The 17,612-nt window shown below is 63.7% G+C and carries 19 protein-coding genes; 14 read left to right on the top strand and 5 right to left on the bottom strand.

Annotated elements, in window-relative coordinates:
* The first annotated feature begins 156 nt into the window (after positions 1 to 156).
* From ACSKB9_RS29510 to ACSKB9_RS29575, 14 genes are all read left to right on the top strand, one after another.
* The gene (locus ACSKB9_RS29510) at positions 157 to 1,074 is read left to right on the top strand and encodes a LysR family transcriptional regulator (protein WP_092087561.1); all 918 of its coding nucleotides are present in this window, start codon (positions 157 to 159) and stop codon (positions 1,072 to 1,074) included.
* 306 nt (positions 1,075 to 1,380) lie between these two features.
* A complete protein-coding gene (locus ACSKB9_RS29515; RefSeq protein WP_438077505.1) occupies positions 1,381 to 2,079 on the top strand; it encodes a hypothetical protein in 699 nt (232 codons plus the stop codon).
* The gene (locus ACSKB9_RS29520) at positions 2,073 to 3,011 is read left to right on the top strand and encodes a hypothetical protein (protein WP_438077507.1); all 939 of its coding nucleotides are present in this window, start codon (positions 2,073 to 2,075) and stop codon (positions 3,009 to 3,011) included. Before ACSKB9_RS29515 ends, ACSKB9_RS29520 begins: the two co-directional genes overlap by 7 nt.
* 24 nt (positions 3,012 to 3,035) lie before the next feature.
* On the top strand, positions 3,036 to 3,776 hold the full coding sequence (locus ACSKB9_RS29525; protein ID WP_057016230.1) for a class I SAM-dependent methyltransferase: 741 nt from the start codon (positions 3,036 to 3,038) through the stop codon (positions 3,774 to 3,776).
* A gap of 70 nt (positions 3,777 to 3,846) precedes the next feature.
* Entirely contained in the window at positions 3,847 to 4,167 is a 321-nt protein-coding gene (locus tag ACSKB9_RS29530) for a LysR substrate-binding domain-containing protein (RefSeq protein ID WP_438077509.1), read from the top strand.
* 1,291 nt (positions 4,168 to 5,458) lie between these two features.
* Entirely contained in the window at positions 5,459 to 5,650 is a 192-nt protein-coding gene (locus ACSKB9_RS29535) for a hypothetical protein (RefSeq protein WP_057016232.1), read from the top strand.
* 5 nt (positions 5,651 to 5,655) lie between these two features.
* On the top strand, positions 5,656 to 6,411 hold the full coding sequence (locus ACSKB9_RS29540; RefSeq protein ID WP_028332852.1) for a metal ABC transporter ATP-binding protein: 756 nt from the start codon (positions 5,656 to 5,658) through the stop codon (positions 6,409 to 6,411).
* 5 nt (positions 6,412 to 6,416) lie between these two features.
* Entirely contained in the window at positions 6,417 to 7,286 is an 870-nt protein-coding gene (locus ACSKB9_RS29545) for a metal ABC transporter permease (RefSeq protein ID WP_028341367.1), read from the top strand.
* A 5-nt stretch (positions 7,287 to 7,291) separates the two neighbouring features.
* A complete protein-coding gene (locus ACSKB9_RS29550) occupies positions 7,292 to 8,164 on the top strand; it encodes a metal ABC transporter substrate-binding protein (protein WP_438077512.1) in 873 nt (290 codons plus the stop codon).
* A gap of 109 nt (positions 8,165 to 8,273) precedes the next feature.
* On the top strand, positions 8,274 to 9,311 hold the full coding sequence (locus ACSKB9_RS29555; RefSeq protein ID WP_438077514.1) for a CobW family GTP-binding protein: 1,038 nt from the start codon (positions 8,274 to 8,276) through the stop codon (positions 9,309 to 9,311).
* Positions 9,311 to 10,330, top strand: coding sequence for a WD40 repeat domain-containing protein (locus tag ACSKB9_RS29560; RefSeq protein WP_438077516.1), 1,020 nt, complete (start codon positions 9,311 to 9,313; stop codon positions 10,328 to 10,330). The genes ACSKB9_RS29555 and ACSKB9_RS29560 overlap by 1 nt, the downstream gene beginning before the upstream one ends.
* Before the next feature lie 98 nt (positions 10,331 to 10,428).
* The gene (locus ACSKB9_RS29565; RefSeq protein WP_438077518.1) at positions 10,429 to 11,145 is read left to right on the top strand and encodes an MgtC/SapB family protein; all 717 of its coding nucleotides are present in this window, start codon (positions 10,429 to 10,431) and stop codon (positions 11,143 to 11,145) included.
* 81 nt (positions 11,146 to 11,226) lie between these two features.
* Positions 11,227 to 11,559: a hypothetical protein gene (locus ACSKB9_RS29570; protein WP_438077520.1), complete on the top strand. Its 333-nt coding sequence runs from the start codon at positions 11,227 to 11,229 to the stop codon at positions 11,557 to 11,559.
* A 119-nt stretch (positions 11,560 to 11,678) separates the two neighbouring features.
* Complete coding sequence (locus ACSKB9_RS29575; RefSeq protein WP_438077522.1) at positions 11,679 to 12,419, top strand: acetoacetate decarboxylase; 741 nt, start codon at positions 11,679 to 11,681, stop codon at positions 12,417 to 12,419.
* Positions 12,420 to 12,541: 122 nt separating this feature from the next.
* On the opposite strand, the gene ACSKB9_RS29580 is transcribed toward ACSKB9_RS29575, so the two are convergent.
* The 5 genes from ACSKB9_RS29580 to ACSKB9_RS29600 all read right to left on the bottom strand — a co-directional run bounded on the left by ACSKB9_RS29580 (position 12,542) and on the right by ACSKB9_RS29600 (position 17,508).
* Positions 12,542 to 13,984 carry a homospermidine synthase gene (locus ACSKB9_RS29580; RefSeq protein ID WP_438080452.1) on the bottom strand — a complete coding sequence of 481 codons (1,443 nt, stop codon included), beginning with the start codon at positions 13,982 to 13,984 and terminating at the stop codon, positions 12,542 to 12,544.
* A 40-nt stretch (positions 13,985 to 14,024) separates the two neighbouring features.
* Positions 14,025 to 14,414, bottom strand: a complete 390-nt coding sequence (locus ACSKB9_RS29585) for a RidA family protein (RefSeq protein WP_028332860.1) — start codon at positions 14,412 to 14,414, stop codon at positions 14,025 to 14,027.
* 272 nt (positions 14,415 to 14,686) lie between these two features.
* On the bottom strand, positions 14,687 to 15,304 hold the full coding sequence (locus ACSKB9_RS29590) for a GNAT family N-acetyltransferase (protein WP_438077524.1): 618 nt from the start codon (positions 15,302 to 15,304) through the stop codon (positions 14,687 to 14,689).
* A 130-nt stretch (positions 15,305 to 15,434) separates the two neighbouring features.
* The gene (locus tag ACSKB9_RS29595) at positions 15,435 to 16,577 is read right to left on the bottom strand and encodes a type III PLP-dependent enzyme (protein WP_438077526.1); all 1,143 of its coding nucleotides are present in this window, start codon (positions 16,575 to 16,577) and stop codon (positions 15,435 to 15,437) included.
* A gap of 670 nt (positions 16,578 to 17,247) precedes the next feature.
* A complete protein-coding gene (locus ACSKB9_RS29600) occupies positions 17,248 to 17,508 on the bottom strand; it encodes a hypothetical protein (protein ID WP_028332864.1) in 261 nt (86 codons plus the stop codon).
* Between the last annotated feature and the right edge of the window lie 104 nt (positions 17,509 to 17,612).

Genomic DNA, 17,612 nt, shown 5'->3' on the forward strand with positions numbered 1-17,612 from the left:
GCCGGTTTATACAAAAAAATGATATAATCGGACCCGGCCTCACTTGGCGTCATGCCCGGCCTTGTGCGGGGCATCCACGTCTTGGCGGCAAAGAAAGACGTGGATGGCCGGGACAAGCCCGGCCATGACGAACGCGGGGCATAAGGAAGCGACGTCTTGGAACTGCACCAGCTTCGCTGCTTCGTCGCGGCTGCCGAGGAACTGCATTTCGGCCGCGCGGCGCAGCGCCTGCAGATGATGCCGTCGGCGCTGGGCCGCCACATCAAGCTGCTGGAAGAGGATCTCGGGGTGCGGCTGTTCGCGCGCACCACGCGCGCGGTGTCGTTGACCGAGGACGGCGCTGTGCTGCTGCGCGAGGGCCGCGCGCTGCTCGGCCGCGCCGAGGCGATCGAGAACGGCTTTCGCCGTCGGCTGCGCAAGCCACAGGCGCGCCGCTTCCGGATCGGCGCGATCGACAGCGCGGCGGCCGGCCTGCTGCCGCCGCTGCTGCGCGACCTCCGCGCCGCCCATCCTGATGTTGCCGTGCAACTGCTCGAGGAGAAGACCATCCGCCTGCTGCCGAAGCTGCTGTCTGGCGCGCTCGACCTCGCCTTCGTGCGCCCGCCGGAGCGGCCCGACCGCCGCATCGAGTTTGTCCCGCTGTTGCAGGAGACCGCCGTGGTGGCGCTGTCGCACAAGCACGCGCTGGCGCGGCGCAAGCAGATCGTGCTGCCCGACATCGCGGATCAGCCCCTGATCGTGCCGGAACGCCGCTCGCGGCCGCACAGCCACGATCTGACGACAAAACTGTTCGACGAGGCCGGGCTGACGCCGCGTATCCAGGAGATCGCCGACGAGAAGCAGACCATCGTCAACATGGTCGCAGCAAGGCTCGGCGTCGCCATCGTGCCGCGCTGGACCGCACGGATGGCGATCCCCGGCGTCCGCTTTGTGCCGCTCCGCCTGAAGCGCGGCAGCAGCGCCGGCCGCCTGCCGCTCGCCGCCGCCTGGCTGAAAGGCTCCCGCGATCCGGTCCGCGACCAGGTGATCGCGGTGCTGGAAGCGAGGTTGAAGAGCTACGCGCGCGAGGCGTGAACACGTCTCTCTCTCTCTCTCTCTCTCTTCATTCCGGGGCGTGCGAAGCGCGAGCTCGGAATCCATTCCACCACGCGTTTTGCGGATCGATGGATTCGGGACCTGTGTTGCAAAACGCGGAGCCTCTGTCTTCAACCAATGGAAGGATCATTCGATTTTTCAACCGTGTCGTCGCGAGGCATGGAGCGCGGTAACGCCTGTGCCCATTTCGGCGGCAGAAAGTTCCTCGATCAACTGAAACGCATGGTGCGGAAAGTTCCACCGATCCCGTTCTGCTTCGACCTAATGTGAAGCGCGGCGCAATGCTTGCAAGAACCAAAGCAGTTTGATGTCACGCTGTTGCATCGATGTTCCGCTTCAACGGACACGATTGCAGTGCGCCGCCACATAAGCGCCCTTTGTTACTTCTTGAATGCATGTCGAGTAACAACCGAAATCCCGAGCCGCATCATGGCGGCTTTGGACCAAGGGAAAGTGATGATGTGGACAGCCCGACACTGCTCGATCCGTCTGCTTGTTGTGCTTGCGACGGCAGTCTCCTCATTCCCAGCCATGGCTCAGGTGAGCAAGGGCAGTCCTTCCGCCGTGGCACCCGCAGCGCCCGCCGCACCAACTGCGGCACCGGCCTCGTCGAGCAAGGTCTCATTAGGTGCCATTCGGTGGGACAATTGGAGTCTCGACAGTCCCTATGGGCAGGTTCTGGCCGACCCTGGATTGCGCGCGCGCGCTCCGTATTACACAGAGCGTCTGCCGAACGGAAATCTCGGTTTTCCCGGAAACACCGAACGAGCACTGAATGCGGACGTGCATTACGCGAAGTCCGCAGGCTTGGATTATTTCATCTTCGGCTACTACTTGGAGAGTTCTTCCTGGGGACGCGATCCCAGTCGAGCCGTGGCGCTCAATCGGGCGTTGGGAAATTTTCTTCGGCTTCCAGACAAGCTCGGCATCAAATACGCGCTGAATTTCAACCTGTCATTCCCCCTCGTGATGTGCCGATGGTGAGTGATGCAATCAGCAAAGCGGTAGCTGGACCGGATTACATGCGGGCGAGCGACGGCTCGGCGCCTGTGTTCTTCCTGCTTGGTACGATGACCCCGTGGATAAAGGGGCTTGGGGGTGAAGAGGGTACAAAGGCGGCCCTGAAGGATATGAGGGATCGGGTCAAGGCCGCGACCGGCCGAGATCTCTACCTGGTCGCCTTGCTCTTCAACCTGTCCGAGACGGAGCCCGTTGCTCACAGGATAGGATTTGATGCGGCGAGTACATATGCGACCGCCCTTGGGTCGAATGGAAAATCCCTGCCGTACGCCAGTTGCGCGGCCCTTGCACAGAAAGCCTGGCAAGCCGAAGCCCAGAATGGTTCTGGAGGCTTCCTACCAACCGTGACGCTTGGCTGGGATTATCGACCGGCTTTGCGCGATCCTCAGGAACTGAAAACTCGCAAGCCGAATCCGGACTGGTGTCAACCTGCCACCGATGAGGAATGGACACGGCAAATCCGTGCTGCAATCAGTCAGGCGGCCAACAATCCGCGCAACGATCGCTTCAAGAGCGTTGTGATCTATGCCTGGAACGAGAGCTCCGAAGGCGGCTGGATTCAGCCGACGCTGTCTGAAGGCGTGCGGCGTCTCAAAGTGATCGCCAACGCGGCAGGCCGACGCCCGACACTTCCGCCGTTCAAGCTGGTGTGGCCGACGCGGATCGATCCGAAGGCGTGTGCCGTCGGTTCGTCATCGATCTCAACTACAACGGCTGGCGCCGGATGCAAATCGGCCAGTGATTCGATGACAACTGCGTGGCCATGTCCGCCAGGCATGCAGATTGCAGGCGAGGAATTGCGCCAAGCACCGTCGGAGGATGGAGAAAAAATACCGCTTATCTGGCAGGAGAGGCTCTGCACGCCACAGGGCAAACAACAGCGATCAGTTAATTGAGTCAATATCGACAGGGGGTTCCCAATGGATGAAGTCTGGAGTGATGAGAATACCTTCGTGATCAACAACATGAAGTTTGGCCTGATCAGGCAGAACTTCAATGATGCCAGGACGACGAAGGATTCCATCGCGATCATCAAGAACCGCGGGATGATTGATCGCTACAAAAGCCTCATTCGCGAGAACGGGGTTACCAATATCCTGGAATTCGGTATCTTCGAAGGTGGTTCGGCTTTGCTTCTTGCCGCGATCGAGGAACGTATCAAATTCGTCGGGATCGATATCAGACCTGCGAGCCCAGCGGTGCTTGGCCTGATCCGCGACCACGGTCTGACGGACCGCGTCAAATTATACTACAATACGTCGCAAGGCGACACCGCGCGCGTCCAGACCATCATCAGGACGGAATTCCCCGGCCAGCGAATAGATATGATTATCGACGACGCCTCGCATCAATACGAGCTCTCGCGAGCAAGCTTCGAGGCGTCCTTCCATTATCTCAAGAGCGATGGTCTCTATCTGATCGAAGATTGGGCCTGGGCTCATTGGGAGGAGCCCTATCAGACGCAGCAATGGACCGATATGCCCGCCCTCACCAATCTGATCTTCGAGCTCGTCATGCTCTGTGGGAGCCGGCCCGATATCATTTCGGAAATGAGCGTTCAGAAGGCGATAGCCATTTTCCGCAAGGGCGAACAAGAGGTCGGAAACTTCAGCCTGTCAAAGCTCTACCGTCATCGCAACAGGTGGACCCCCGCACTGTGACGATGCGCCCGGCTCTTGCCGGAGAGCACACGAGCTCGATCGCTTCCCCCACAACGCGTTATGCCCGGCCTTGCGCCGGGCATTCACGTCTTGGCTGCATAAAAAGCTGTTCGAGGCCGGGCTGACGCCGCTTATCCAGGAGATCGCCGACGAGAAGCAGACCATCGTCAACATGGTTGCAGCAAGGCTCGGCGTCGCCATCGTGCCGCGCTGGACCGCACGGATGGCGATATCCGGCGTCCGCTTTGTGCCGCTCCGCCTGAAGCGCGGCAGCAGCGCCGGCCGCCTGCCGCTCGCCGCCGCCTGGCTGAAAGGCTCCCGCGATCCGGTCCGCGACCAGGTGATCGCGGTGCTTGAGGCAAGGTTGAAGAGTTACGCGCGCGAGGCGTGAGGTTGCCTCGTTGCGTGATGCCTCGCCAGCCGATGAATGATTTTAGCCGGTTGACCTAGGTCAACGTGGCCGGCGCCGGCCAGGGTGAGCGTGTCCGGCATGGCGAAGCGTCAGGACTGGGTCATGATCGCAGGGTGCGTCGCTACCGCTTTGGCGGTAGTGGCGCTCGTCGCCCTTTTCTCTGCCTGAGCTGTGTCGCCCCGTAGTGTTACGGGGTGTCCAGCTAGGTGCTGGAGATATCTGGCTAATTCCCAAAGCTCAAACACCGCTGGCACAAACTGCACTGGCTTGCCGGGTTCCTCCAGGCATAGCTTCCCCCTCCAACGTAGGGCGGCGTTATGGGCAACCTACTTTACAGCGTGTTTGTCGTGCTGATGGGGCTAAGCCCGGTCATCCTCGTGGCGATTGCCATGTTCATAAATTGACGGCCAGGGCTGTGTCTTTCGGCGTGCCAACCACCAATCCATTCCGCTGGCGTGCTTAGTTAATAAATCCGCGATGCCTTAACCTGGTGAAAGGTTGGCGTCAGCGCGGGCGTGTACGCTCGCGCCCATGAATTGGGACCTGCTGTATTTCCGCCTCTCGCTCGTCTGGATGGCGATCACCGCTGTCATGCTGGTCTACGTGCTGGTCGCATAGGGCTGCCTCTTCGCATAGGGCAGCCTCTCCGTCGCCGAAGGCGTTCCGCCGGTATTTTCCCCACGCCAATCGGTGATTTGCCGACGGACAACTCAGCAAAACGTGTCAAGTCCTCGCACGGAGCCCATGGGTGCGATCGACACCCGGCTTTCCCGCGCCCTCAGTTCAAGAGAGGGCGGATTGAAAAGTCAAAGCTCGGGCAATTCATATCGCGAGAGCGCAGAAGTTTGTCTTACTCGCGGCTCCACACACTCAGTGTCGTCCCGGCGAAAGCCGGGACCCATAACCACAAATGCCGATTGTTACGCACCGTTGGAATAACGAGTTCCGTCAACAACACCCGCCGCGGCGTATGGGTCCCGGCCTGCGCCGGGACGACACTGAATTTGAGGCGCGCAGGCGGGCCTCGCAATCTGCACCACGGATTCGCCGTTGTCTCGGCCTTCGCCAGGACGACGCGGAGAGAACTGCGCACGGGTCTGCCTTCGCTCCGGCGCAGGTAGCCAACGGTTCCTATCCAGGCAGGTTTCCCGCAAAGCTGTCGACCGGGGCGTCACTCTGCCGCCGCAGCTCAAATCTCCCCGGTTTTGCGGGTCGGCCATGAGTTCCTCCTTTGTAGACTCGCGTTATGTTATAATATAACAGTCGCTCCATGGCGCATACGCACACCCACGAGGACCACCATCACGGCCACGCCCCCCACGGGCACAGCCACGCCCCGCACGCGCATCCGGCGCAGGCCGCGCACTGGTCGATCCTGCGCATGCCCGTGCCGGGCCGACTGCTCGCGGCGCTCGCGGTCAGTGCCTGCCTGTGGGCTGTCGTCTGGCTGGCGATGAGGTGAGACCGGTGGCTGCACTTGTTACCTTCCGTGACGTCACGCTCGGTTATGACCGCCACCCGGCGGTGCATCATCTCAATGGCGCCGTCGAGGCCGGTGCGCTGCTCGCCGTGATCGGCCCGAACGGCGCCGGCAAGTCGACCCTGCTGCGCGGCATCGCCGGCGTGCTCAAGCCGCTGTCCGGCGTGATCGATCTCGACGGGCTGGATCATCGCGACATCGCCTATCTGCCGCAGTCTGCCGACATCGACCGCAGCTTCCCGATCTCGGTGTTCGATTTCGTCGGCACCGGGTTGTGGCGCTCCACCGGCTTCTTCGGCGGCATCGGCAAGGCCGCGCGCGAGAAGATTTTGGCGGCGCTCGCCGCCGTCGGCCTCAATGGATTCGAGAACCGCCCGATCGGCACGCTGTCCGGCGGCCAGACCCAGCGCATGCTGTTCGCGCGGGTGCTGTTGCAGGACGCCCGGCTGATCGTGCTCGACGAGCCGTTCAACGCCATCGACGCCAAGACCACCGCCGACCTGCTGGCGCTGGTGAAGCGCTGGAACGGCGAGGGGCGCACCGTGCTGGCGGCGCTGCACGACCTCGACATGGTGCGCAACAATTTCCCGGAGACGCTGCTGCTGGCGCGCGGTCCGGTGGAATGGGGACCGACCGCCGAGGCGCTGACGGCGGACAATCTGATGGTCGCAATGCGGATGTGCGAGGCGTTCGACGACAGCGCCGCGGCCTGCGCCGCCGATCCACGCTCGCGGGCCGCCTGACGCCGATGCTATCCGACGCGCTGGTCACGCCCTTCACCGAATTCGAGTTCATGCGCCGCGCGCTGGCGGCGGTGATCGCGTTGTCGCTCGGCGGTGCGCCGATCGGCGTGTTCCTGATGCTGCGGCGGATGAGCCTGGTCGGCGACGCCATGGCGCATGCGATCCTGCCGGGGGCGGCGATCGGCTTCCTGCTGTCCGGGCTCAACCTGTTCGCGATGACGACCGGCGGCCTGATCGCGGGCTTTGCCGTGGCGCTGCTCGCCGGCCTCGTCGCCCGCACCACCGAATTGAAGGAGGACGCCTCGCTTGCGACCTTCTATCTGGTCTCGCTCGCGCTCGGCGTCACGATTGTTTCGATCAAGGGCACCAATATCGACCTGCTGCACGTGCTGTTCGGCAACATCCTGGCGATGGACGACCAGACGCTGCTGGTGATCGCGTTCAACGCCACCCTCACGCTCCTGGTGCTCGCGGTGATCTATCGCCCGCTGGTGATCGAATGCGTCGATCCGGTGTTTTTGCGCACCGTGAGCCGGGCCGGCGCGCCGGCGCATCTCGCCTTCCTCGCGCTGGTCGTGGTCAACCTCGTCAACGGCTTCCACGCGCTCGGCACGCTGCTCGGCGTCGGACTGATGATCCTGCCCGCGGGCATTGCGCGGTTCTGGTCGCGCGACATCACCACCATGATCTGCATCGCGGTGGCAAGCGCGATTGTGTCGGGCTATGCCGGACTGGTGCTGTCGTACCAGACCCGGATTCCATCCGGCCCCGCGATCATCCTGGTCGCGGCGGGGCTGTATATTGTGTCGCTGCTGTTCGGTAATGTCAGCGGCCTGGTGCGGCAGCTGTTTCCCGGCCGCCATCTCGAGGCGTGAGTACGATGCGGCGATTGTTCGGTTTGATTGGTCTGGCGCTGCTGCTGGCGAGTGGACCGGCGCGCGCCGCCGAACGCATCAATGTCGTCGCGAGCTTCTCGATCCTCGCCGACATGGTGCGCAATGTCGGCGGCAATAATGTCGACGTGACGGCGCTGGTCGGGCCCGACGGCGACGCGCATGTCTACGCGCCGACGCCGGCGGATGCCAGGAAGGTCGCCGACGCCAAGCTCGTGGTGATTAATGGTCTCGGCTTCGAGGGCTGGATGCCGCGGCTGCTGCAGGCCTCGGGCAGCAAGGCGCCGGTCGCGGTGGCGACCAAGGGGATCATGCCACGAAAGATCGGCGGCCATGACGATCCGCATGCCTGGCAATCCGTGGCCAATGCGAAGATCTACGTCGTCAATATTCGCGACGGGCTGATCGCCGCGGCCCCCGACCAGACAGCCATCTTTAAGGCCAATGCCGACGCCTATCTGGCCAAGCTCGAGGCGCTCGACCGCGAGGTGCATGAGGCGGTGGCGAAAGTGCCGGAGGCGCGGCGCAAGGTGATCTCGACCCATGGCGCTTTCGGCTATTTCGCCGACGCCTACGGCGTCACGTTCTTCTCGCCGCTCAGCGTGTCCACGGATTCCGAGCCCAGCGCGCGCGATATCGCCGCGATCATCGCCCAGATCAAGGTTGCGAAAATTCCGGCAGTTTTTCTCGAAAATATCAGCGATCCCCGCCTGATCGAGCGGATCGCGGCCGAGACCGGCGCCCGGGTCGGCGGCACCCTGTATTCGGACGGTTTGACGGCCGAAAAGGGCGATGCACCCACTTACATTGATATGGTCAGGCACAATATAAAGGCCCTGACCAGCGCGCTCGCCGAGTAGGGCAGGGGCCTCCCTGCCGGGGTTGAGCGCGGACCAGCATGATCCGGAAAAGTGGGGTCCGGTTTTCCGATAAGATCATGCTCAAACAAAGAGTTCCTTCGGAGTTGTTATGGCTGAAGCTTCGCAAAAAATTCCTGTCACCGTGCTGACGGGCTATCTCGGCGCCGGCAAGACCACGCTGTTGAACCGCATCCTGTCGGAAAACCACGGCAAGAAATACGCCGTCATCGTCAACGAATTCGGCGAGATCGGCATCGACAACGACCTCATCATCGGCGCCGATGAGGAAGTGTTCGAGATGAACAATGGCTGCGTCTGCTGCACGGTGCGCGGCGACCTCGTCCGCATCATGGACGGCCTGATGAAGCGCAAGGGCAAGTTCGACGCCATCATCGTCGAGACCACCGGCCTTGCCGATCCGGCGCCGGTCGCGCAGACCTTCTTCGTCGACGAGGACGTGCAGAAGAACGCCCGGCTCGACGCGGTCGTGACCGTCGCCGATGCCAAATGGCTGAGCGACCGCCTCAAGGACGCGCCGGAAGCCAAGAACCAGATCGCGTTCGCCGACGTCATCGTGCTGAACAAGACCGACCTGGTCTCAAAGCCCGAACTCGCCGAGGTCGAAGCCCGCATCCGCGGCATCAATCCCTATGCCAAGCTGCACCGCACCGAGCGTTGCCAGGTCGGGCTGACCGACGTGCTGGAGCGCGGCGCGTTCGATCTCGACCGCATCCTGGAGATCGAGCCCGATTTCCTCGAGGCCGGCGACGATCACGACCATGACCATGATCACCACCACCATCATGATCACGACCATGGCCATGGCGGGTTGAAGCATTATCACGACGAGGACATGCAATCGCTGTCGCTGCGTTCCGAGAAGCCGCTCGACCCGACCAAGTTCATGCCCTGGCTGCAGCAGCTCGTCGCCACCGAGGGCCAGAAGATCCTGCGCTCGAAGGGCATCCTCGCCTTCACCGGCGATGACGACCGCTACGTGTTCCAGGGCGTCCACATGATGCTGGAGGGCGACCATCAGCGGAAATGGAAGGACGGCGAGAAGCGCGAGAGCCGCGTCGTGTTCATCGGTCGTGAACTGCCCGAGCAGGTGATCCGCGACGGCTTCGAGCAGTGCATCACCACGTGATGAAAGAGTTCGATCCGGGCGAGGCCCCTTCTTCCATCGTTTCGATCACCGACCGCGTCAAGCCGCTGCCGCTCGGCGCGGCGGTGGGGTCGGTGCATTTCCTCGGCGACCGCGCGTTCTTCGTCGGCGCCGAGGAAGGTGTTGCGATCGCGACCGCCGACGGCGAGATCACACGGACGCAGACGCATTTCGGCGCCATCCTGTGCGCCGCCTCCGACGGCAAGCGGCTCGTCACCGGCGGTGACGACGGCAAGCTGATCGCGATCGACGCCAAGGGCGAGACCTCTGTCATTGCGACCGACGCCAAGCGGCGCTGGATCGACAATGTCGCCCTGCACAGCGACGGCACGCTGGCGTGGTCGGCGGGCAAGACCGCGTTCGTGCGCAATCCCAAGGGCGAGGAGAAAACCTTCGAGGTACCGTCGACCGTCGGCGGGCTTGCCTTTGCGCCGAAGGGCCTGCGGCTTGCGATCGCGCATTACAACGGCGTGACCTTGTGGTTTCCCAACATGGCGGCCAATCCGGAGTTTCTGGAATGGGCCGGCTCGCATCTCGCTGTCATGTTCAGCCCGGACAACAAATTCCTCGTCACCGCGATGCACGAGCCCGCGATGCATGGCTGGCGGCTCGCCGACAACCGGCATATGCGGATGAGCGGCTATCCCGGCCGGGTGCGCTCGATGTCATGGAGCGTCGGCGGCAAGGGGCTCGCGACCTCGGGCGCCGACACTGTGATCGTCTGGCCGTTCACCAGCAAGGACGGCCCGATGGGCAAGGAGCCGGCGATGCTGGCGCCGATGCCGGCGCGGGTCGCCATGGTCGCCTGCCATCCGAAGAACGACATTATGGCGGTCGGCTATGCCGACGGCACCGTGCTGATGGTCCGCCTCGAGGACGGCGCCGAGATCCTGGTGCGCCGGAACGCCGGTACGGCGGTGTCGGCGCTCGGATGGAATGCCAAGGGCACGCTGCTTGCCTTCGGCACGGAAGATGGTGACGCGGGCATCGTGGAAATGTAAGAGATCGCGGCAGACGAAGCGTTTTCGAGCGAAGTGGGTACCGGTTCGCGTGAAGAAAACGCGTCAAAAGACGAAGCTCGCGCCGGGGCCGCAGCGTCATGCGATTTCTCACCACGTTCCAGCTCGCCGACTTCATCGACACGCTGGTCAGCCTGACCACGGCCTTTGTGTTCGGCACCCTGATCGGTGCCGAGCGGCAGTACCGGCAGCGCACCGCGGGTCTGCGCACCAATGTGCTGGTTGCGGTCGGCGCTGCCGCCTTTGTCGACCTCGCGATGCATCTGGCCGGCGCCGACGGCGCGGTGCGGGTGATCGCCTATGTGGTGTCGGGGATCGGCTTCCTCGGCGCCGGCGTCATCATGAAGCAGGGCATGGACGTGCGTGGCCTCAACACCGCGGCCACGCTGTGGGCCTCGGCCGCGGTCGGCTCCTGCGCCGGTGCCGACCTCGTGGCGCAGGCGGCGGCGCTCACCGTGTTCGTGATCGCCGGCAACACGCTGCTGCGTCCGCTGGTCAACGCCATCAACCGCATCCCGCTGAACGAGAAGGCCTCGGAGGCGACCTACTACTTCAAGCTCGCGGTTACCCCGGAAGCGCTGCCAGACATGCGCGACCGCCTGGTCGAGAAGCTGGAGGCAGCGAACTACCCGGTGGCCGATGTCGACGTGGTCGAGGCCGGCGACGACTTCCTTGAGATCGTGGCGACGCTGATCTCGACCGCGGTCGAACCTAACGAGTTGAATGCCGTGGTGGTGGACCTGCAGCATCAGCCCGGCGTGCGGCACGCGACCTGGGAGGTCAGCACCACGGATTGAGCCGAGGTTCCCGCAGGCACCGCTTCGGAACCATGCCGTGGCGGGATCGTTGACCCCGCGGACAAGGCGCAGGTGAACGAGATGGCTGTGGATCGGACCAGGTTGCGAATCGACATGCTGATCGCCTCGACGCTGGTGGCGGCGGGCGTTGCGATCGCGGTGCTTTCGCTGCACGCGATCAATGCGACGCCGCCGCAGGAGATCGCGCAGGCGACCCAGCCGCTGCAACCGACGCCGACGCCCGAGCCGCAGCAGACGGCGCCGCCGGCCGAGTCGAAGCCGGGCGGCGAGCGGCCGACCACGCCGGCGCCGCAGCCCGCGCGTCCCGACGATGAGGCACGGAAGGCCGGCGCCAAGCCGGTGCTGCCGCCCGCGCCCGCGGAGAAGACCGCGCCGCCGATCGAGAAAAAGTAAGCGCACCGCGGCCCGCATTGTGACGCGGATTTGACGGACGCTGCCGATTATACGGTCTCGCCTCCGCCACCGGCGCACTCCATAATCTGTCGTCTCGCCAACGACAGATGGGGCCTGCCATGAAGATCGAGGACGTCCGGCGCACCGCCTATTCGATGCCGCTCACCAACCCGTCGTTTCCGCCGGGGCCCTACCGATTCTTCGACCGCGAATATTTCATCATCACCTACAAGACCGAACCGGAAGCGCTCGCCGCCGTGGTGCCGGAGCCGCTCGAGGTCGCCGAGCCGGTGGTGAAGTACGAGTTCATCCGCATGCCGGACTCGACCGGCTTCGGCGACTACACCGAGACCGGGCAGGTGATCCCGGTTCGCTTCAGGGGCGAGGAGGGCGCCTACACCCACGCGATGTATCTCGACGACGAGGGTCCGATCGCCGGCGGCCGCGAGCTGTGGGGATTTCCGAAGAAGCTCGCAAAGCCCAAGATCGAGGTCGAGAGCGATGTGCTGGTCGGCTCGCTGCATTACGGCTCGGTGCTCTGCGCCTCCGCCACCATGGGCTACAAGCACCGCAAGGTTGATCACGACACCGTCTTGAAGTCGATGACGGCGCCGAACTTCATTCTGAAAATCATCCCGCATGTCGACGGTAGCCCGCGGATCTGCGAGTTGGTGCGGTTTCATCTGGAAGACATCACGCTGAAGGAGGCCTGGACCGGTCCCGCCGCGCTTGGGCTGTTTCCGCACGCGCTATGCGACGTCGCCCGCCTGCCGGTGCGCGAGGTGGTCTCGGCGCTGCATTTCAAGGCAGACCTGACGCTCGGCCTCGGCTCGGTCGCGTTCGACTACATGGCGAGATGACGAAGTCATTCCGGGTCAGCGATAAACCATGGTGCGCACTCGCGCACCCGAGAATCTCGCGCAACAATTTCGAGATCCCGGGTATGCGCGCCGAAGCGCGCATCCCGGGATGACCCTTCGGGTCAGCGCACCAGAATATTCTTGAACTGCCAGGGATCGCTGGTGTCGATATCTTCCGGAAACAGTCCCGGACGATCCGTCAGCGGGGTCCAGTCGGTGTAGAAACCCTTCACCGGGCCGAGATACGGCAGCTGGATTTCCAAGAGACGATCGAAGTCCATCTCGTCGGCCTCGACGATGCCTTCGTTCGGGTTTTCCAGCGCCCACACCATGCCGCCGAGCACGGCGGAGGTCACTTGCAGGCCGGTGGCGTTCTGATAGGGCGCGAGCTTGCGAGTCTCCTCGATGGAGAGCTGCGAGCCATACCAGTAGGCATTGTTGTCATGGCCGAACAGCAGCACGCCGAGCTCGTCGATGCCGTCGACGATTTCGTTCTCATCGAGGATGTGGTGCTTTTCCTGCATCTTCGCTGCGCGGCCGAACATTTCATGCAGCGACAGCACGGCGTCGTCGGCCGGGTGATAGGCATAGTGGCAGGTCGGCCGATAGATCGCCGTGCCCGATGCGTCACGCACCGTGAAGTAATCGGCGATCGAGATCGACTCGTTGTGGGTGACGAGGAAGCCATACTGCGCGCCGCGAGTCGGGCACCAGGTGCGCACGCGCGTGTTGGCGCCGGGCTGCATCAGATAGATGGCGGCGCCGCAGCCGGCTTCGTGGGTATGGGCATTCTCGGGCATCCATTTCTCATGGGTGCCCCAGCCGAGTTCGGACGGCTGCACGCCTTCCGACAGGAAACCTTCCACCGACCAGGTGTTGACGAACACGTCAGGCTCCTTCGGCGATTTGGAGCGCTGGGTGTCGCGTTCGGCGATGTGGATGCCCTTCACGCCGGCCTGTCGCATCAAGTCCGCCCATTCGGCCTTGGTCTTCGGCTTCGGGGCATTGAGCTTCAGATCCGCGGCGACATTGAGCAGCGCCTGCTTGACGAAGAATGAGACCATGCCGGGATTGGCGCCACAGCAGGAGACGGCCGTCGTCGAGCCTGCGGGGCGCGCCTTCTTGGCGGCCAGCGTCACTTCGCGAAGCGCGTAGTTGGAGCGCGCTTCCGGGCCCTTCGACGAATCGAAATAGAAGCCGAGCCAGGGCTCGTTGACGGTGTCGATGTAGAGAGCGCCGAGTTCGTTGCAGAGCTCCATGATGTCGGTCGAGCCGGTATCGACCGACAGATTGACGCAAAAGGCCTGGCCGCCGCCTTCAGTGAGCAGCGGGCTCAGCAGGTCGCGATAATTGTCCTTGGTCACGGCCTTCTGGATGAATTTGACGTTGTGCTTCTCGCAATGCGCCTTGCGGCCCTCGTCCTTGGGGTCGATCACGGTGACGCGCGACTTGTCGTAGTCGAGATGCCGCTCGATCAAAGGCAGCGTGCCTTTGCCGATCGAGCCGAAGCCGATCATGACAATGGGACCTGTGATCTTCGCGTAGATCTGCGAGGCGGGGCTCATCATTTTCTCCAGGAGAGTGCCTAGCGGCGGACAGAGTGGATCAGGGGTTGCGACGCTTCGCGGTGACTTCGATCTCGACCTTCATCTCGGGCTTGTAGAGCCCCGCGACAATCAGCATCGTTGCGGCCGGGCGGATGTCGCCGAGGACCTCGCCGCAGACCGCGAAATGGGCATCCACGTCACGGGCGTCGGTGAGGTAGTAGGTCGCGCGGACGATGTCGGCCATCGCAAAGCCTCCCTCCTTGAGGGCGGCCTCGATGGTCTTGAAGCAGTTCCGTGACTGGCTCGTGACATCTGATGGCATGGTCATCGTGGCGTAGTCATAGCCCGTGGTTCCCGCGACGAAGGCGAAGTCGCCGTCGATCACGGCACGGCTGTAGCCGGCGGTCTTCTCAAAGGGCGAGCCGGTGGAAATCAGGCGGCGGGACATGTTGGACCTCGACTGAAAATGGCTTTGCGCGGGGTTTACGGACATTTTTGGCGCCCGCGCAACCCCTTGGTTCAGGCCTGGTGCGGCCGGCACTAATGGGACTGCAGCGTGCTGTCCGGCGGCGATGGCGGCGTGCCGGTCCAGCGCCGGCCCAAGATATCCCTGACGATCATCACCGAGATCAAGAATCAGCATGACCGTGGTGACGAGGCCGCGCCAACGCGGGCGCGCGCCATCGGTGATGGGAAGGTGCTCCGACATGGCGGCCCGCCTTACGCCGCGTGCGGCACGGCGAGCGGTGCCTTCCGGGTCCGGGATCGCGTCCGCGATGCCTTGGCCTCGGGCAGCGGCGCGCCGGTCGGCGTGATCATGCCCCAGGCGCCATCCAGCGCGCCCGCGACAAGCTCGACGCCGAGCAGCCGCTCGCGCTCGAATGTGCCCGGCAGCGACAGGTCGCCGGTCTTGGCCGCGGTGAAGCCGAAGCGGGCGTAGTAGGGCGCATCGCCAAGCAGGATCACGGCGCCGTGGCCGCGCGCCTTGGCGACTGCCAGCGCGCGCTGCATCAGCGCGGCGCCGATGCCGAGGCCGCGGCAGTCGTCGTCGACTGCAAGCGGCCCCAGCATCAGCGCGCTGCGGCCCCCCGCGCTGACGTGCCACAACCGCACGGTTCCGACCAGCCGGCCGTCCTGGCGCACGGCCGCAAGGCTCAGGCCTTCGGCGGGCGCGCGTCCGTCGCGCAGGCGCTGGCAGGTGCGCGTATGGCGATTGCAGCCAAAGCAGGCATCCAGCAGCGCTTCGCGTGCGACGACGTCCGAGCCACGCTCCGCACGGATCGCGAACGGGGCGGCATCTCGGATGAGGGCAACGGGGGTGTTCCGTTTTGCAGTCATGGCACGTCAGTCCCCGCTTGCAACGGCATGTCGTACGCCGCGGCAAGCGTCGTTCAGGAAAATCAAAAATGATCGGGGAGGAGCCGGCGGGGCCGGCTCCCGGTTTATCGGGCCTCGAAAAGGAGGCGGGTCAAATGTGGTAGGTCTTCAGCGGCGGAATGCCGTTGAACGCCACCGACGAGTAGGTCGACGTATAGGCGCCGGTGCCTTCGATCAGCAGCTTGTCGCCGATCTCGAGCGTCACCGGGAGCGGATACGGCAGCTTCTCGTACAGCACGTCGGCGCTGTCGCAGGTCGGGCCCGCGAGCACGCACGGCGTCATGTCCGCCCCGTCATGCGGGGTGCGGATGGCGTAGCGGATCGACTCGTCCATCGTCTCGGCGAGACCGCCGAACTTGCCGATGTCGAGATAGACCCAGCGCACCTCGTCCTCGTCGCTCTTCTTCGAGATCAGAACGACTTCGGTCTCGATGATTCCGGCATTGCCGACCATGCCGCGGCCCGGCTCGATGATCGTCTCCGGAATCTGGTTGCCGAAATGCTTGCGCAGCGCGCGGAAGATCGACCGGCCATATTGCAGAACCGGAGGAACGTCCTTGAGGTACTTGGTCGGGAAGCCGCCGCCCATGTTGACCATGGTGAGGTTGATCCCGCGCTCGGCGCAGTCACGGAACACGGTCGACGCCATCGCGAGCGCGCGGTCCCACGCCTTCACCTTGCGCTGCTGCGAGCCGACATGGAACGAGATGCCGCACGGCTCCAGGCCCAGGCGCTTGGCGAGGTCGAGCACGTCGACCGCCATCTCCGGGTCGCAGCCGAACTTGCGCGACAGCGGCCACTCGGCGCCGGCGCAGTCATAGAGGATGCGGCAGAACACCTTGGCGCCGGGGGCGGCGCGGGCGATCTTCTCGACCTCGGCGGCGCAATCGACCGCGAACAGGCGAATGCCGAGCGCGAAGGCACGCGCGATGTCGCGCTCCTTCTTGATCGTGTTGCCATAGGAGATGCGGTCCGGCGTCGCACCGGCGGCCAGCGCCATCTCGATTTCCGCAACCGTCGCGGTGTCGAAGCAGGAGCCGAGCGAGGCCAGCAGCGACAGCACTTCGGGCGCCGGGTTGGCTTTCACCGCATAGAACACGCGGCTGTCCGGCAGCGCCTTGGCGAAGGTCTGGTAGTTGTCGCGCACGACTTCGAGGTCGACGACGAGGCACGGCTCGGTGTCGAGACCATCCTGGCGGCGGTTGCGCAGGAATTCCTGGATACGTTCAGTCATGGCACTCTCCAACGGCCCCAGCGACGGGATCCGCATCAACGTGACGTCGGGTAAGAGCGCTTCGGCCACATCGCGCGATGGAGGCGCGTTGAGGCCAAGAACTCAAACCAGACTGTGCTGCCGTGGATTGGTTGGGAGAGTTTCCCGCCCGATCACCTGGCAATGAAGGACAAGCCTTTTCAGTAGCCCGGGCCGGCGTTGGACCGCCGGTAGAGACCAAAAAAGCCCGATCCGTCGTTGCTTTAAGTCGCGTCCCCCGTTGAGAGCGGGGTGCGCCGGTTCGCCTCCGGCTGCCAGTCACGGTTGCAAAGAGTGGTGAGACCTTCAACGGCATCCCTGGAGAGAGATGCTGGCCGCCTCGTGTCCTGATGGACGTAAGCGACCCTCGGTTCTTCCACCCCTTGGCGGCTGTCCGGCCTCTTGTCCGGATACCTACCGACTGACACACGACCACAGGCACGTGCGAAATTGGGCAAGGCAGGAAATAAGTCTTTTGACTTCGTGGCGCAAGAATTTTTTTGCGATAGCGGCAAATTTCCCTAACGCGTGCTTGCGATGTCGCGCGCAGCACGCGTCGGACGCGCTGAAGATGAACGGCTGTTAAGAATGACTAACGAAGCGTGTGTGCGTTTTAGCCTTGTGCCGCAGTGCTTTCTTGAATCGCTCAAACTCACGCGCGACGCGTGAACGGCTCGACGCGTTGCGCTGCGCGGATGAAGGCGATCATGATCAGCACGCCAATGCCGAACAGCACCGCCTGCAGGATGTGCGCGGCGACGTCGTCGAGCCCGAGCAGGATCGCGAGCGCCCAGCCGCCGGCGAACGCCGCGCCGAACACTTCCGCGCCGATCAGGATCGCCGCCGAGATCACGGTGATGACGCTTGGCCAGGCGATGGTGCGGTTGCCTGAGGTGGAGGGCTGCATGGTCATGAAATAGGTCCTGTTCAGGGGGCGCAATCTCTCCGAAAAGTGCCCATCTATCAAGCGCAAAAGGCCCAAAAATGCCGTATCGCGTGATATAGATTGGGCAGCAT

It is taken from the genome of Bradyrhizobium sp. BR 1433 (genome assembly GCF_051547665.1).
In the GTDB taxonomy this organism is placed as follows: Bacteria; Pseudomonadota; Alphaproteobacteria; order Rhizobiales; family Xanthobacteraceae; genus Bradyrhizobium; species Bradyrhizobium australafricanum.

Bases quoted from the DNA above. Each gene is read 5' to 3' on its own strand.
- ACSKB9_RS29555 (WP_438077514.1), top strand. From the start codon at position 8,274: ATGGCTGAAGCTTCGCAAAAAATTCCTGTCACCGTGCTGACGGGCTAT.
- ACSKB9_RS29550 (WP_438077512.1), top strand. From the start codon at position 7,292: ATGCGGCGATTGTTCGGTTTGATTGGTCTGGCGCTGCTGCTGGCGAGT.
- ACSKB9_RS29585 (WP_028332860.1), bottom strand. From the start codon at position 14,414: ATGTCCCGCCGCCTGATTTCCACCGGCTCGCCCTTTGAGAAGACCGCC.
- ACSKB9_RS29520 (WP_438077507.1), top strand. From the start codon at position 2,073: ATGGTGAGTGATGCAATCAGCAAAGCGGTAGCTGGACCGGATTACATG.
- ACSKB9_RS29545 (WP_028341367.1), top strand. From the start codon at position 6,417: ATGCTATCCGACGCGCTGGTCACGCCCTTCACCGAATTCGAGTTCATG.
- ACSKB9_RS29600 (WP_028332864.1), bottom strand. From the start codon at position 17,508: ATGACCATGCAGCCCTCCACCTCAGGCAACCGCACCATCGCCTGGCCA.
- ACSKB9_RS29525 (WP_057016230.1), top strand. From the start codon at position 3,036: ATGGATGAAGTCTGGAGTGATGAGAATACCTTCGTGATCAACAACATG.
- ACSKB9_RS29575 (WP_438077522.1), top strand. From the start codon at position 11,679: ATGAAGATCGAGGACGTCCGGCGCACCGCCTATTCGATGCCGCTCACC.
- ACSKB9_RS29565 (WP_438077518.1), top strand. From the start codon at position 10,429: ATGCGATTTCTCACCACGTTCCAGCTCGCCGACTTCATCGACACGCTG.
- ACSKB9_RS29570 (WP_438077520.1), top strand. From the start codon at position 11,227: ATGGCTGTGGATCGGACCAGGTTGCGAATCGACATGCTGATCGCCTCG.
- ACSKB9_RS29590 (WP_438077524.1), bottom strand. From the start codon at position 15,304: ATGACTGCAAAACGGAACACCCCCGTTGCCCTCATCCGAGATGCCGCC.
- ACSKB9_RS29535 (WP_057016232.1), top strand. From the start codon at position 5,459: ATGGCGCATACGCACACCCACGAGGACCACCATCACGGCCACGCCCCC.
- ACSKB9_RS29580 (WP_438080452.1), bottom strand. From the start codon at position 13,984: ATGAGCCCCGCCTCGCAGATCTACGCGAAGATCACAGGTCCCATTGTC.
- ACSKB9_RS29595 (WP_438077526.1), bottom strand. From the start codon at position 16,577: ATGACTGAACGTATCCAGGAATTCCTGCGCAACCGCCGCCAGGATGGT.
- ACSKB9_RS29560 (WP_438077516.1), top strand. From the start codon at position 9,311: ATGAAAGAGTTCGATCCGGGCGAGGCCCCTTCTTCCATCGTTTCGATC.